12 protein-coding genes are annotated in these 13067 nt (G+C 47.0%); 9 read left to right on the top strand and 3 right to left on the bottom strand.

All coding sequences use genetic code 11. The features are described from left to right. Positions 1-48 precede the first annotated feature (48 nt). A complete protein-coding gene (gene uspA, locus GZN30_RS12705; RefSeq protein ID WP_075647702.1) occupies positions 49-474 on the bottom strand; it encodes a universal stress protein UspA in 426 nt (141 codons plus the stop codon). A 130-nt stretch (positions 475-604) separates the two neighbouring features. Between uspA and ftnA the strand changes: the two genes are divergently transcribed. The 3 genes from ftnA to GZN30_RS12690 all read left to right on the top strand — a co-directional run bounded on the left by ftnA (position 605) and on the right by GZN30_RS12690 (position 2881). Further along, on the top strand, positions 605-1132 hold the full coding sequence (ftnA, locus tag GZN30_RS12700; protein WP_075647703.1) for a non-heme ferritin: 528 nt from the start codon (positions 605-607) through the stop codon (positions 1130-1132). 70 nt (positions 1133-1202) lie between these two features. After that, on the top strand, positions 1203-1526 hold the full coding sequence (uspB, locus tag GZN30_RS12695; protein ID WP_075647704.1) for a universal stress protein UspB: 324 nt from the start codon (positions 1203-1205) through the stop codon (positions 1524-1526). 167 nt (positions 1527-1693) lie between these two features. Further along, positions 1694-2881 (top strand): BaiN/RdsA family NAD(P)/FAD-dependent oxidoreductase, encoded by a 1188-nt coding sequence (locus GZN30_RS12690; RefSeq protein WP_075647705.1) that lies wholly within the window; start codon positions 1694-1696, stop codon positions 2879-2881. 65 nt (positions 2882-2946) lie between these two features. Here GZN30_RS12690 and GZN30_RS12685 read toward each other — a convergent pair whose 3' ends face one another. Then, complete coding sequence (locus GZN30_RS12685; RefSeq protein ID WP_075647706.1) at positions 2947-6381, bottom strand: M66 family metalloprotease; 3435 nt, start codon at positions 6379-6381, stop codon at positions 2947-2949. Between the two features lie 242 nt (positions 6382-6623). Continuing rightward, the gene (locus tag GZN30_RS12680; protein WP_075647707.1) at positions 6624-7526 is read right to left on the bottom strand and encodes a DMT family transporter; all 903 of its coding nucleotides are present in this window, start codon (positions 7524-7526) and stop codon (positions 6624-6626) included. Positions 7527-7688: 162 nt separating this feature from the next. Here GZN30_RS12680 and rmuC point away from each other — a divergent pair, with 162 nt between their 5' ends. From rmuC to tatB, 6 genes are all read left to right on the top strand, one after another. After that, positions 7689-9239, top strand: coding sequence for a DNA recombination protein RmuC (gene rmuC / locus GZN30_RS12675; protein WP_075647708.1), 1551 nt, complete (start codon positions 7689-7691; stop codon positions 9237-9239). A 64-nt stretch (positions 9240-9303) separates the two neighbouring features. After that, on the top strand, positions 9304-10086 hold the full coding sequence (ubiE, locus tag GZN30_RS12670; RefSeq protein ID WP_075647709.1) for a bifunctional demethylmenaquinone methyltransferase/2-methoxy-6-polyprenyl-1,4-benzoquinol methylase UbiE: 783 nt from the start codon (positions 9304-9306) through the stop codon (positions 10084-10086). Between the two features lie 10 nt (positions 10087-10096). Next, on the top strand, positions 10097-10702 hold the full coding sequence (locus GZN30_RS12665; protein WP_075647710.1) for a ubiquinone biosynthesis accessory factor UbiJ: 606 nt from the start codon (positions 10097-10099) through the stop codon (positions 10700-10702). Continuing rightward, the gene (ubiB, locus tag GZN30_RS12660) at positions 10699-12333 is read left to right on the top strand and encodes a ubiquinone biosynthesis regulatory protein kinase UbiB (RefSeq protein WP_075647711.1); all 1635 of its coding nucleotides are present in this window, start codon (positions 10699-10701) and stop codon (positions 12331-12333) included. The genes GZN30_RS12665 and ubiB overlap by 4 nt, the downstream gene beginning before the upstream one ends. A gap of 51 nt (positions 12334-12384) precedes the next feature. Next, positions 12385-12627, top strand: a complete 243-nt coding sequence (gene tatA, locus GZN30_RS12655; RefSeq protein ID WP_075647712.1) for a Sec-independent protein translocase subunit TatA — start codon at positions 12385-12387, stop codon at positions 12625-12627. A 3-nt stretch (positions 12628-12630) separates the two neighbouring features. After that, positions 12631-13011: a Sec-independent protein translocase protein TatB gene (gene tatB / locus GZN30_RS12650; RefSeq protein ID WP_075647713.1), complete on the top strand. Its 381-nt coding sequence runs from the start codon at positions 12631-12633 to the stop codon at positions 13009-13011. Positions 13012-13067 lie beyond the last annotated feature (56 nt).

The following is a 13067-nucleotide window of genomic DNA, read 5'->3' as shown; positions in this document are numbered from 1 at the left end:
ATGAATGATACCAGCCGTCAGTCTAAACGAGATTAATTCGCAGTGCGATCAATCCTTGAGTGGTACAACCAACAAATCGACCGGCGTACAATTTATTAATTGGCGCGTGGAAGAGAGCAACTTACTCCAAAAATCTTGATGGTGCCCACACACCACTAAGTCCACTTTGTATTCACCAATGTTTTCACACAGTTCGTTACCTAGGTCGCCGCTGCCCACCAAGGTGTGCTTAATCGGGTAATCAGCATGATCAGCCAGGTTTTGTAACTGCTGTTGAGAGGCTTCGGTCGCTTTATGTTGCGTCTCTGCCATATTGATGTCGATCAGTCCGGTATACAATTCGGCATAGTTCACATCGATATGGATAAAAGAGACATCTGCGTTAAGCGGCTTAGCTAAAGAGACAGCTTTTTCCACCAAATGTTTGCTGTCTTCAGACAGGTCAATTGCAACTAAAATATGTTGATAACTCATAATGCTATCTCCTCTATGACTTTGATTTAAGGTTAGCACTGGTCGTCTAAAAATTATGCTAGAGCGATCTCATATCTCTTTAAGGATCGTGTTATAGTTTAGTTACTTGCAGGAATATTAGGAGTTGAACATGCTGTCACAGGCAATGGTTGATCAATTGAATGAACAAATTAACCTCGAATTTTTTTCATCCAATCTATACTTACAAATGAGTGCTTGGTGTGAAGATAAAGGATTCGATGGCGCGGCTGAATTTTTACGCGCTCACGCCGTAGAAGAGATGGAGCACATGCAGCGTTTGTTCACTTACGTGAGTGAAACCGGTGCAATGCCGATTCTTGGGGCGATAGAAGCGCCTCAGCACCAGTTTGAGAGCCTTGGTCACGTATTCCGTGAAACCTATGAGCACGAGCAAATGATTACTGAAAAAATCAACAAGCTGGCTCATGTTGCGTTTACTTCACAAGACTACTCAACATTCAACTTCTTACAGTGGTACGTTGCAGAGCAGCACGAGGAAGAGAAGTTATTTAAAGGGATATTAGATAAGCTAGAACTTGTTGGTGAAGACGGTAAAGCACTGTTCTTTATTGATAAAGATCTGGCAGCTTTAGCAAAAGAAGGTTCATCTTCTGTTATGGATGCCCCGGCTGCTTAGTTAACAGCCAAAGACACTCTAATCGGATCGTCTTTTCTTCGGGCATGTATAGAAGGTGTAGGGAGGAAAGATGATCAGTGCAGACACCATTCTATTCGTACTTATGTTGGTTACTCTAGTGAATCTAGCTAGGTATCTGACCGCGTTGCGTTCACTCATTTATGTGATGCGAGAAGCTCATCCTTTGCTTTATCAACAGGTCGACGGCGGTGGCTTCTTTACCACCCATGGCAATGTGAGCAAGCAATTCAAGCTCTACTCTTATCTCAAGACCAAAGAGTATCACCATCACCATGACCCGGTCTTTACTTCTAAGTGCGCTCGCGTCAGAGAGCTCTTCATCCTGACGATGGCTTTGATTGGTGTCACGCTGCTGGCTGCCTTTATCCTCTGAATACCGAAGCGCTGATTGTCTAGCTTGAGTTGCCACTTAGTTGTGGCGCAACGCTGATTAATTGGCAATCAGAAAAAGAATCGCTAGAATAGCGCCTCGATTAGCAAGGATGTGCAAAAATTGCACATCCTTTTTTATTGCGTTTAGAGTTGTTTGAGTAAGTCATCATGAGTGAGAAGTTCGACGTCGTCATTATAGGTGCCGGTGCTGCTGGATTAATGTGTGCCGCAGAGGCAGGCAAGCGTGGACGCAAAGTATTGGTGCTTGATCATGCGAAAAAGCCGGGGCGTAAAATCCTTATTTCAGGCGGTGGTCGCTGCAACTTCACGAACTATGATGTCAGTGCGAATAACTACCTGTGCCGCAACCCTCATTTTGTTAAATCAGCCCTCTCGCAATACACCAACTGGGATTTCATCTCAATGGTGAGCAAATATGGGATTGAGTTTGAAGAGCGTGATCATGGTCAGTTGTTCTGTCTCGATTCAGCGAAGCAAATCGTCAGCATGCTGCTTGATGAGTGTCAGAATGCCAAAGTTCAGTTGCGCTACCAGCAAGATATTCATCAGATAGAGCAAACCGAGCAAGGCTTTAGTTTGCATGCCAATACCAATCAGATTGAGTGTCAGTCATTGATTGTGGCAACTGGTGGTTTGTCGATGCCAAAATTGGGTGCAACACCATTTGGCTACAAGATTGCCGAGCAGTTTGGTTTGCCAGTGGTGCCAACTACCGCAGGCTTAGTGCCGTTTACTCTGCATAAGCAAGATAAAGAAGATTTCGAAACGCTGTCAGGTATCGCGATTCCGGCTGAGATTACCGCCCAAGATGGCACGGTATTTAAAGAGGCGCTGCTATTTACCCATCGCGGTTTATCAGGTCCTGCGGTGTTGCAAATCTCTTCCTTCTGGAAAGCTGGTCAGCAAGTGACTATCAACCTAGTGCCAGAAGCAGACGTTGAGCAATTGCTTACCGCATCAAGAGAGAAGCACCCTAATCAGAGTTTGAAAAACACGCTGGCGAAAGTGCTACCGAAACGTTTAGTTGAAGTGATGATTGAGCGTAAAGAGTTGGAAGACAAACCGCTTAAACAATTCAATGAAAAGCAGCTTAAGCAGATCGCCGAGTACTTAGAGAATTGGCAGATTGCCCCAAATGGTACAGAAGGTTACCGAACCGCAGAAGTGACTTTAGGTGGGGTTGATACCGATCATCTGTCGTCGAAAACCATGGAGTGTAAGCAAGTGAAGGGCTTGTTCTTTATTGGTGAAGTGATGGATGTGACTGGCTGGTTGGGCGGTTACAATTTCCAATGGTGCTGGAGCTCTGGTTTTGTTGCTGGGCAGCACGTTTAATCGTTAAGTTATTTTCTTAAATCAAAGGGCGCCGAGGCGCCCTTTGTTATTGGTTTTAAATGTGATTAGCGGTATTGATGTACGGCATAACCACTAGAGAAAATCCATTGGTTGCCATTAGACCAGTAAACTTCTGGCTCTTGTACGCATTGACCACCGGCATTAACGAAGCCAACCCCATACCACTCACCACCTTTAGTTAGGCTACACAAAGTGGCATTAGACTGTGGTGAAGCGATCACAGGTGCACCCACTTGGCTGCGGTCATACAGTGACAGCCATTCAAACTGATTAAGTTCTGAAACCATTTCACGTTCACCTTGGTTATCACGCACCGTAATGTCACTGCCGCCAGTACATTGGTAGTCACCGTTGCCGAATGATTCCACGTAACCATGCAATAGTTTTTCGTTGCCATTGATCGTCATTGGGAAGCGACACACATACTCAGACTTTTCGCCTAAGCGCATGGTTGCCAAGTAGCTGCGTTGATTTGCCGTGAGTTCCTCTGGATTAAATTGCTCGTTATGAGCCATCCAACCGCTCGGCATGTCGACATCAAAATCTCGGTAACCGTTTTCTTGTCCCACAATCACCGGACCGACTAACTCGTCTGCCGCTGGGTTACGTGGCGTCAGTACCGTATCGAGAATAGACTCGCTGCCTGGTGTGGTTGCACATTCAATACTGATGCGCTCTGGGTGACGTTCCGCTGGTAAATTGAGGTGGAACTTGTTGCTTTCACCGCTGCTGTAGCGTTTGCCATGAAGTGCAATCTTATCGACCGAGCCATCTTGGTTCTCAACCACTAGCTGACACTGCTTCTGTGATTCAACTTGGTATTGGTCAATGCCACCTTGGTGAGTTGCGTAAGCCCAAAGTGCGCCATTGCTGTGCTTCATGCCATCAATTTGCTTACACTTGTTGTCTGCAAGGAAGCCCGCACCATCGTGACCGGTACCTGGCTTATTGAGGCTACACAGCGTCATTTCACCCAGCTCAGGGGTTGGAGTGTAAGTAATATTGCCGACCAGTTCGCCTTTGCTTGCCAGCAGTTGGTATTGTAGCGATTCAGAGACCGGCACTTCTGTTTGACCATCAATATGCCAAACCATTTCGCTGGTTACACGGCATTGCTCACCGTCTTCATAGCCAATAAAGTTAGCTTGCGTACCACCTTGGCTGGTGTAGCTAAACTGACACAGTGGCAACCACTGATTGTCCACTTTGATGGTTTGCCATTCGGTGTTGAGGCGATCTTCGGTAGTAATCGTATCAGCAGCGACCCAGCCTTCACGTTGTGCTGGGATGTTGCTCGGCTCTGGCAATTCAAACAGGTTGCCGTAGTTTGAATAGATCAGTGGGTAGATCTGGCTTGGATTCGCTTCAGTTGGGTCGTAGATACCAAGTACGGTGATCACCGGAACGCCTTTCTCACTGACTGCGCGTTGATTGGTTGCAGATTCGACGTAACGTTGAGTCTCTTGATCCCACGCTGAGTAGCCCGTTGCGCTATTGGTATCGACGTTGCTCGCACCATTAAACCAGTTTTGCGTTACGCGTGCGGCAATGGGATGCTCTAAGGTGTAGTTACTGATCAAGCCAGTACGTGCACTTTCACCGCCACCCATCGCTTCACGCATAAAGCGGAATTGATCAGCAAAGGGTTCAACGCTCTCGCCACTATTGGTATTGGTCACGGTTTGCGCCGCATCAGACCAGTGTAGGTTACCGATAAAGCGGTTATAGCGCGCATCCCAACCCCAGCCAGATTCCATATCGTGGATTGAGGCGTTTTTCGGATGGTGACCACGACCGTAGTTGTGACCCAGCTCGTGTGACCATTCGTTACCACGGGTACCACTTAAGGTCACCATACCGCCGCCACCACTTAAACCATGGTGGATAACACTTGAGGTGATGTTGCCATCTTCATCTTCGGCTAGGTAGCGTCCGCGGTTGTTGTGCGCAGTAATATGGCTAAATGGACGAGCCCAGTGTGCGCTACCACCCGCGGTGTCAACGATGCCGAAGTTCGCATTATTGATACCCATTGAAATCAGACGCTTACCAATGTATTCACGCATGTCACCAGCGTAAACCCCAGGGTTGTCGTATTCGCTGGCTCTGGTGTAAACCTTGCCATTGGGTAGCGTAACTTTACGTAGGTGCAGTGGTGTGTAGTCTGCCATGACCAGCTTGGAGACTGGAATTTTTTGGAAGTAGTCTGTCGCCAGTTCAGGCATACGGTCGATCATTTCGTACTGATCGCGTGGTTCGACCAACATACCGATATCGATGTTCTGAATCACCATTTCTGGCGCGCCAGCGAAGACTAAATCATTTTGCGCTAGTACGCCTTCACGACCACGGTTGTCACTGAACTTAAGCGATAATCCCGGTTTCATCCAATCCCATTGCAGCGGTAGGCTCCATGCGTATTTAGAGAAGACCACTTTGCTGCGACCGTTATCAGGTTGGTCAGTATCGGCCAGGGCACTCGGTGGTAGCAGCGCAAAGCGACCTTGGCTAATTCCATCCAATTCAACCTCTACCCACATCTGCTGAATCGCTGGTTGATTTGGGGTCACCAATAGCAGCGCAGCACGATCCATCACTAGGTTAGGGTGATTGAGTTCATCGTTGCCGTTTGGCATCACGCTGGTATGGGTTTGGGTAAAGTTAATGTGCGCGCGCAGCGAGCCTGAAAGGTGGTTTACTGCTGTGCGGCTATCGTTGTAGGCGAGACGTTCAGCTAAAGTCGTAAAGCTCAATTGTTGTTTAGCGCAGCCCAAATCATTACACGCTTCAATCTCAACTTCGTAGCGGGTGTTTGGTTCTAAATCACTGATATAAAGACCCGGCTCATTGGTGCGGTAGCGGTAAACGATCGGTGAGCTGTTGGCTGGTCGCGCGGTGAGATCGATAACATAGTTATTGCTCGGATGGTGTTCATCCCAAGTCAGTTCCACGCCAATATCAGACAAAGAACCAACTTTGAATGACTCAAGGTTTGGCATCGCCAGCTCGCCACAGTCAGACATAACTGTGCGCAGAATCATGTCGGACTCAGTGATGTAACTGCCGTCTTCGAGTTGTGAACCACGGCTTGCAGGCAGATATTCCACGTAGCAGCCGGTGTCGTTAGCGTTCATCACGCCAAGTTCACGATGCATTAAGTAGAAACCACCGTTGTAGGCGATGTATTCCCAGTTACTGTCGACAAAAGGAAAAGCGGTCGAGTATTCACCGCCAGCATCGTTGAGTGGGAACTTCGGGAAGTTCTCATGGTTTACCCAATACTGCTTGCCCTGGTATTGCAAGAAGCGGCGACCATCTTGGTGAACGACAATGTTGCTGTCATCCGTTGCCAGTTGCTGCATAGCAAACAGCTGTTGTTGCACTTGGGTTCCCAGTTGCGACAGGTTAAGTGTCTCTGCCGCCACGTGTGAGCTGGCAAGAACACCGCCGATCAAAAGAGAGAGTTGCGAAAGTCTCATGCATTATTCCTTATTATTATTGATAAATGCGTTGAATAGATTCGCGGGGATTATGGTTGGGATGTTAACGAGTCGGGAAAATTGATCGAAAATGCTAGATCTTGATGCAAAAATAAAACTTGAAATTTGGACTCTGCTGCCAAGTTAACCATTAAGTTGTTGGTTTGATGTGCAATTTTTCCTGGTTGATATCGTAGTAGCTACGAAAAAGCCACCCGAAGGTGGCTCTATGTTTTCGTTTTTCACTCTGCGCTGGTGGCTAATTTAGCCTTAAATTTCAGCTGCTGAATCACTAAGCCAGCAATAATCAGCACCAAACCAATTAAGGTGGTGGGGTGGATGCTCTCGCCAATCACGGTCGCGAGTAGGATCAGTGAGATAAACGGTGAGGCAAAAATCAGGTTGCTAATACGCGCGGTGTTTTGCGTCAGTTTTAATGCGCTGAGCCACAATACAAAAGTGATGCCCATTTCAAAGAGACCCACGTAGGTCACAGCTAACCAGCCCGAAGGGGTGATTTGGCTCCAATTGGCACCTTCCCAAATACTCAAACCAATCGCAAACGGGATAGCAACTAAAAACCCGAGCAATACACCCACCACAGGATCGGCTTTGTTTTTGGTATTTAGAATCCAGTAGCCAGCCCAAAGCAGGGTTGAAAGCAGCGCTAATCCGACGCCAAGCGGGCTTTCAAAATTGAGCCCGAGAATGTCGCCTTTAGTGGCAATCACCACCACACCAAAATAGCTCAGCACACATGCTATCCAATCTTGCTTGCGGATCTGCTGACCGAGAAAGACGGCTGCCATTAAGGTCAAAGTGATCGCCCAGCTGTAGTTGATCGCTTGTGCTTGCGATGCTGGGAGCAAATCATAAGCTTTAAATAAAATGATGTAGTAAGCCAACGGGTTGATTAAACCCAGTAGCAAGTAGTACCAAGGATTGGAGAGGAAAACGGCAGAGAGGGAAGCAAGCTTTCCTTGTACGCCACAGATAACAATCAAAACCAGAGCAGAAACAATGCTGGCGATTGTCAGCATTTGGATAGGAGTAAATTCAGCCAGAGTTAGCTTAAATGCGGTGGCTACTGTCGACCAGAGCAAAACTGCAGACAAACCAAACCCCAACGCGCGGCGCTCGTTCATAGTGTTCCTTCATATAGCAAGCAAAAACGCACCCGGCGAACCATTCGCACAGTGTACGGGGAGCTAAGTGTATCTGTTGATTATCTAACCGACAAACTGGACATTTATCCAGTGGTGAAATACCATTATTTGCAAGCAATAGAAAAGAGTTAACGCCTTATTATGCAATGGATTATCGAGAACCAAAGCGTGTTATTTAGTGCCCTTGGTGGCGCCGCAATCAGCGGAGTGGCAGTCGGTTGGTGGGTAAAGCAAAAATTAAGCTTAGAAAGCCAACTGCTCGAACAGCAATTAGAATCCAATCAGCAATTGGCAGACTCACAGATCAGTCAGTTAAAACAGTCGCTTATTGAAGCGCAGCAAGAGCTTGATGAGCTGGATGAAGATCGCGATAAAGCCGCGTACGAACTCAAACAATCGCACGGCAAATTGATGGCGGTGATGGAAAAGCTACGCTATTTCGAGGCGGTAAAGCAGGAACGTCAGCAATATGCCGATGATCTGACTCAAGTGCGTGAGCAAAAATCGCAACTGGAATCGCAATTGCGTGAACAAGAAGCGCGTCATCAGCAAGCGCAATTGGCAAGCCAAGAGAAGCTGCAACTGTTGGAAAAAGCTGAAGAACGTCTAAAGCAACAATTTGAGCATTTAGCCAATCAGCTGTTTGAAACTAAAACCGCCAAGGTCGATCAGCAAAACCGCCAAAGCTTGGAAGGTTTGCTTAGTCCACTCAAAGAGCAGTTAGAAGGGTTTAAACGCCAAGTGAATGACAGCTTTAATCTGGAAGCCAAAGAGCGTCACACTTTAGTGCATGAGCTAAAAAATCTGCAACGCTTAAACGAGCAGATGACTCGCGAAGCGGTTAATCTGACTCAAGCACTGAAAGGTGACAATAAACAGCAAGGCAACTGGGGTGAGGTGGTGCTAGCGCGCGTGTTGGCGGAGTCGGGTTTGCGTGAGGGGCACGAGTATCAAACTCAGGTTAGCTTGCAAAATGAAGCTGGTAAACGTTATCAGCCAGATGTGATCGTGCATTTACCGCAAGATAAACAAGTGGTGATTGACTCGAAAATGGTGCTGGTGGCGTATGAGCGTTACTTTAATGCACAAACCGATCACGATCGTGAGCGGGCACTAAGTGACCACTTACTTGCGCTGCGTAATCACATTAAAGGGCTAAGCCATAAGGATTATCATCAACTTAAAGGGATTCGCAGTCTTGATTATGTGCTGATGTTTATCCCGGTTGAGCCGGCGTTCCAAGTGGCGATTCAAGCGGATCCGAGTTTGGTTAAAGATGCTATGGAGCACAATATTATCTTAGTTAGCCCGACCACTTTGCTGGTGGCGCTAAGAACAATTGATAACTTGTGGCGCAATGACAGACAGAATCAGAACGCGCAGATTATCGCTGAGCGTGCGAGTAAGCTGTACGACAAGCTGCGTTTGTTTGTTGAAGATATGGAAGGTTTGGGTGGTGCACTAGACAAAGCAAACCAGAGTTACCAAGGTGCGATGAATAAGCTAGCCACTGGTCGAGGTAATGTGATTCGCCAAGCGGAAAGCTTTAAACAGCTAGGGGTGGAAGTGAAACGCCCAATCTCGCCAAGTATTGCAGAACTCGCGCATGGACAAGATGTGTCAGAAAATGAATATTTGGCGGAAAATCCACCGCAGTTAGAAAGACATCCGGCTGAGGATAAAGTAAACTAATCGACCGCAGCTCAGACCTATGACGTATGAAGAGTTTTATTGAGCTGCTCGAAGAGGAATCACAATGACGGATACAAGCGTGCAGTCAAATACAGCATTAGAAACAGCAGAAACCACCCACTTTGGTTTCACTACCGTAGCTAAAGAAGAGAAAGTCGCTAAAGTGGCTCAAGTATTCCACTCGGTAGCAGCAAAGTACGACATTATGAACGACTTAATGTCTGGTGGTGTGCATCGTTTGTGGAAGCGCTTCACGATTGATTGCAGTGGCGCTCGTCCGGGTCAACGTGTACTTGACCTTGGTGGTGGTACTGGTGACTTAACCGCTAAATTCTCACGCATTGTTGGTGACAAAGGTCATGTCGTGTTGGCTGACATTAACAACTCAATGCTTAATGTGGGTCGTGATAAGCTGCGTGATATTGGCGTAGTGGGTAATGTGCATTACGTACAAGCGAACGCAGAAGAATTGCCATTCCCTGATGATTACTTTGATGTGATCACCATTAGCTTCTGCCTGCGTAACGTGACGGACAAAGATAAAGCACTACGCTCAATGTTCCGTGTGCTTAAGCCAGGTGGTCGTCTGTTGGTACTTGAGTTTTCTAAGCCAATTATTGACCCTCTATCTAAAGTGTACGATGCGTACTCATTCCACTTACTGCCTAAAATGGGCGAGCTAGTGGCAAATGATGCAGAAAGCTACCGTTACCTTGCAGAATCGATTCGCATGCACCCTGATCAAGAAACACTGAAAGGCATGATGGATGACGCTGGCTTTGAGCAAACCAGTTACTACAACCTAACTGGCGGTATTGTTGCATTGCACCGCGGTTACAAGTTCTAAAAGGGTTGTTATGCCATTCGAACCATTAGTGACCGCCGTTATTGAAACGACGCTCAACACCCTAATTAAAGATGACCCGGAATTGGGTCGTCGTCTTGCTCGCCTGAAAGGGCAAGTGATTCAAGTTCATCTTAAAGAGCTCAACAAGACGCTGACATTTGTCTTTAGCCAACAAATTGATGTGTTGGCTCACTATGAAGGGCAGCCTGATTGTTACTTATCGCTCAATTTATCGGTATTGCCTGAACTTCGTGAGCAAGCTAATATCACCAAACTGATCAAGCAAGATAAGCTGATTTTAGAAGGTGATATTCAACTGGCGCAGAAGTTCTCGCAGTTGATGACCGATTGCAAACCCGATATCGAAGAGTGGTTATCGCGCGTGACCGGCGATGTGGTCGCGCATACCTTAGTCAAAGGTGCGACTCAAGTTGGTCAGTTTGTTAAAGCGCAAGCGAGTAAGCATCAAAACCACCTTGGTCAGGTGATCACTGAAGAGTGGAAGCTCACGCCAGCACCACTTGAAGTGGCGTATTTCTGTGACCAAGTGGATGATGTCAAAAGCCAAGCAGCACGTTTGGAAGCGAAACTGAATCAACTGTTGGAGCGAGTATGACGCCGTCTGAACTTCGTCGCCTATACCGCATCATCAAAGTCCAACTCGAATACGGGTTGGATGAATTACTGCCCAATCATCAGCTGACCAAAGCGCCATTATTGGCTCGTAAAGGGTTGTTTTGGCTTAAGAACCAACACGCAGACAAAGAGCTGGGTGACCGCCTACGCCTTGCGTTGCAAGAGTTGGGTCCGGTATGGATTAAGTTTGGTCAGATGATGTCGACTCGACGTGATTTGTTTCCCCCACACATTGCCGATCCACTCGCGCTGTTGCAAGACCAAGTGTCGCCGTTTGATGGTGAACTGGCTAAGCAGCAGATGGAGCTGGCGCTTGGTGGTCCGCTGGAAAACTGGTTTACCGATTTCGATATCAAGCCGCTGGCGTCTGCCTCGATTGCTCAAGTGCATACCGCTCGTCTAAAAGAGAGTGGAGAAGAAGTCGTTTTAAAGGTGATCCGACCGGATATTCGCCCTGTGATTGATGCAGATCTAAAACTGATGTATCGCATGGCGCGTATAGTCGCGAGGGCGCTGCCTGAAGCACGTCGTTTAAAACCCGTTGAGGTGGTTCGCGAGTATGAGAAGACTCTGCTTGATGAACTAGACTTAAGAAGAGAGGCGGCAAACGCGATTCAGTTGCGCCGCAACTTTGAAGGCAGTGAAGAGCTGTACGTACCCGAAGTATTCCCTGATTTTAGCAGCGAATCTTTGATGGTATCGGAACGTATCTACGGTATTCAGGTTTCTGACATCGCTGGCTTAGAAGCCAATGGCACCAATATGAAGTTATTGGCTGAGCGTGGTGTGAGCGTATTCTTTACCCAAGTATTCCGAGACAGCTTTTTCCATGCAGACATGCATCCAGGCAACGTATTCGTTAAACCTGAGCATCCTGAAAATCCGATGTGGATTGGTTTGGATTGTGGCATTGTCGGCACGTTAAATAGTGATGACAAACGCTACTTAGCAGAAAACTTCTTAGCCTTCTTTAATCGCGATTATCGCCGTGTGGCGGAATTGCATGTCGAATCAGGTTGGGTTCCACGTGAAACCAATATCGACGAGTTTGAATTTGCGATTCGCATTGTGTGTGAGCCCATTTTTGCTAAACCACTGTGTGAAATATCATTTGGTCATGTGTTGTTGAATCTATTTAACACCGCGCGCCGATTTGAGATGGAAGTGCAGCCGCAATTGGTCTTGCTACAAAAAACGCTGCTCTATGTGGAAGGCTTAGGTCGTCAACTATACCCACAACTTGATTTGTGGGCGACAGCCAAACCTTTCTTAGAAACGTGGATGATGAATCAAGTGGGTCCACAAGCGGTGATCAATGCGGTGAAAGATCGCGCGCCGTTTTGGGCGGAAAAATTACCAGAGCTGCCAGAGCTGCTTTATGACAGCCTCAGACAAGGCAAAGCGCTGAATCAGCGTATGGATCAGCTTTATCAAGGTTACCGTGACTCGAAGCGTCAGCAGGCAACCGGTAAATTTTTATTTGGTGTTGGTGCCACATTAGTCGTATGCTCGGCAATATTGGTTAACAGCACTTATGAACAACTATCGACAGCCAGTGCTATTGCGGGTGTCACATTTTGGTTGTTCAGTTGGCGAGCTTATCGCCGATAGGCGTTAGACTTTAACGATAATTTTTGTTTAATAGAACCCGAGGTAAAAAGAATGGGTGGTATTAGTATTTGGCAACTTCTTATTATTGCTGTGATTGTAATCTTGCTGTTTGGTACAAAGAAACTACGTAACATCGGTGGTGACTTGGGTAGCGCAGTAAAAGGCTTCAAGAAAGCAATGAGTGACGAGGAAGCTCAGCAAGAGAAGAAAGACGCTGACTTCGAACCTAAAAATCTAGAGCAGCAGAAGACTGAAGCGACTGCTGAAACTAAGAAAGACAAAGAGCAGGCATAACACGTGTTTGATATCGGTTTTTGGGAACTGGTATTAATATCTGTCGTCGCGCTCGTCGTTTTAGGTCCTGAACGTTTGCCACACGCAATTCGCAGTGTGTCGCGCTTTATCTCATCTGCGAAAAGCATGGCAAACAACGTGAAAGATGAAATCAATCACGAACTCAAGATCCAAGAACTGCAAGAGAACCTTCGCAAAGCTGAACAGATGGGGATGGAAGATCTATCTCCGGAATTGAAGTCTTCAGTGGATGAACTCAAGAAAGCGGCGCAAGAGGTGCAGCGTCCCTATGCTCAAAAGGCTACAGAGACCAGCAAGGTAGAGGTGGAAACTAAGCCACTTTCTACTGAGAGCACTGCCCCTGCAGATAAGAAAGCCGAGTAGTCTCATCGTGAGGAGCTGCAATGTAACTGTAGCTCCTTTTTGATCTTTTTGAATGA

The sequence above is a fragment of the Vibrio ponticus genome, assembly GCF_009938225.1.
Classification (GTDB): Bacteria; Pseudomonadota; Gammaproteobacteria; order Enterobacterales; family Vibrionaceae; genus Vibrio; species Vibrio ponticus.
Note: the sequence above shows the minus strand (reverse complement) of the source record. Positions and strands in the feature narration are given on the sequence as shown.

Bases quoted from the DNA above. Each gene is read 5' to 3' on its own strand.
- tatA (WP_075647712.1), top strand. From the start codon at position 12,385: ATGGGTGGTATTAGTATTTGGCAACTTCTTATTATTGCTGTGATTGTA.
- GZN30_RS12685 (WP_075647706.1), bottom strand. From the start codon at position 6,381: ATGAGACTTTCGCAACTCTCTCTTTTGATCGGCGGTGTTCTTGCCAGC.
- GZN30_RS12690 (WP_075647705.1), top strand. From the start codon at position 1,694: ATGAGTGAGAAGTTCGACGTCGTCATTATAGGTGCCGGTGCTGCTGGA.
- GZN30_RS12665 (WP_075647710.1), top strand. From the start codon at position 10,097: ATGCCATTCGAACCATTAGTGACCGCCGTTATTGAAACGACGCTCAAC.
- ubiE (WP_075647709.1), top strand. From the start codon at position 9,304: ATGACGGATACAAGCGTGCAGTCAAATACAGCATTAGAAACAGCAGAA.
- uspB (WP_075647704.1), top strand. From the start codon at position 1,203: ATGATCAGTGCAGACACCATTCTATTCGTACTTATGTTGGTTACTCTA.
- ubiB (WP_075647711.1), top strand. From the start codon at position 10,699: ATGACGCCGTCTGAACTTCGTCGCCTATACCGCATCATCAAAGTCCAA.
- rmuC (WP_075647708.1), top strand. From the start codon at position 7,689: ATGCAATGGATTATCGAGAACCAAAGCGTGTTATTTAGTGCCCTTGGT.
- ftnA (WP_075647703.1), top strand. From the start codon at position 605: ATGCTGTCACAGGCAATGGTTGATCAATTGAATGAACAAATTAACCTC.
- GZN30_RS12680 (WP_075647707.1), bottom strand. From the start codon at position 7,526: ATGAACGAGCGCCGCGCGTTGGGGTTTGGTTTGTCTGCAGTTTTGCTC.
- uspA (WP_075647702.1), bottom strand. From the start codon at position 474: ATGAGTTATCAACATATTTTAGTTGCAATTGACCTGTCTGAAGACAGC.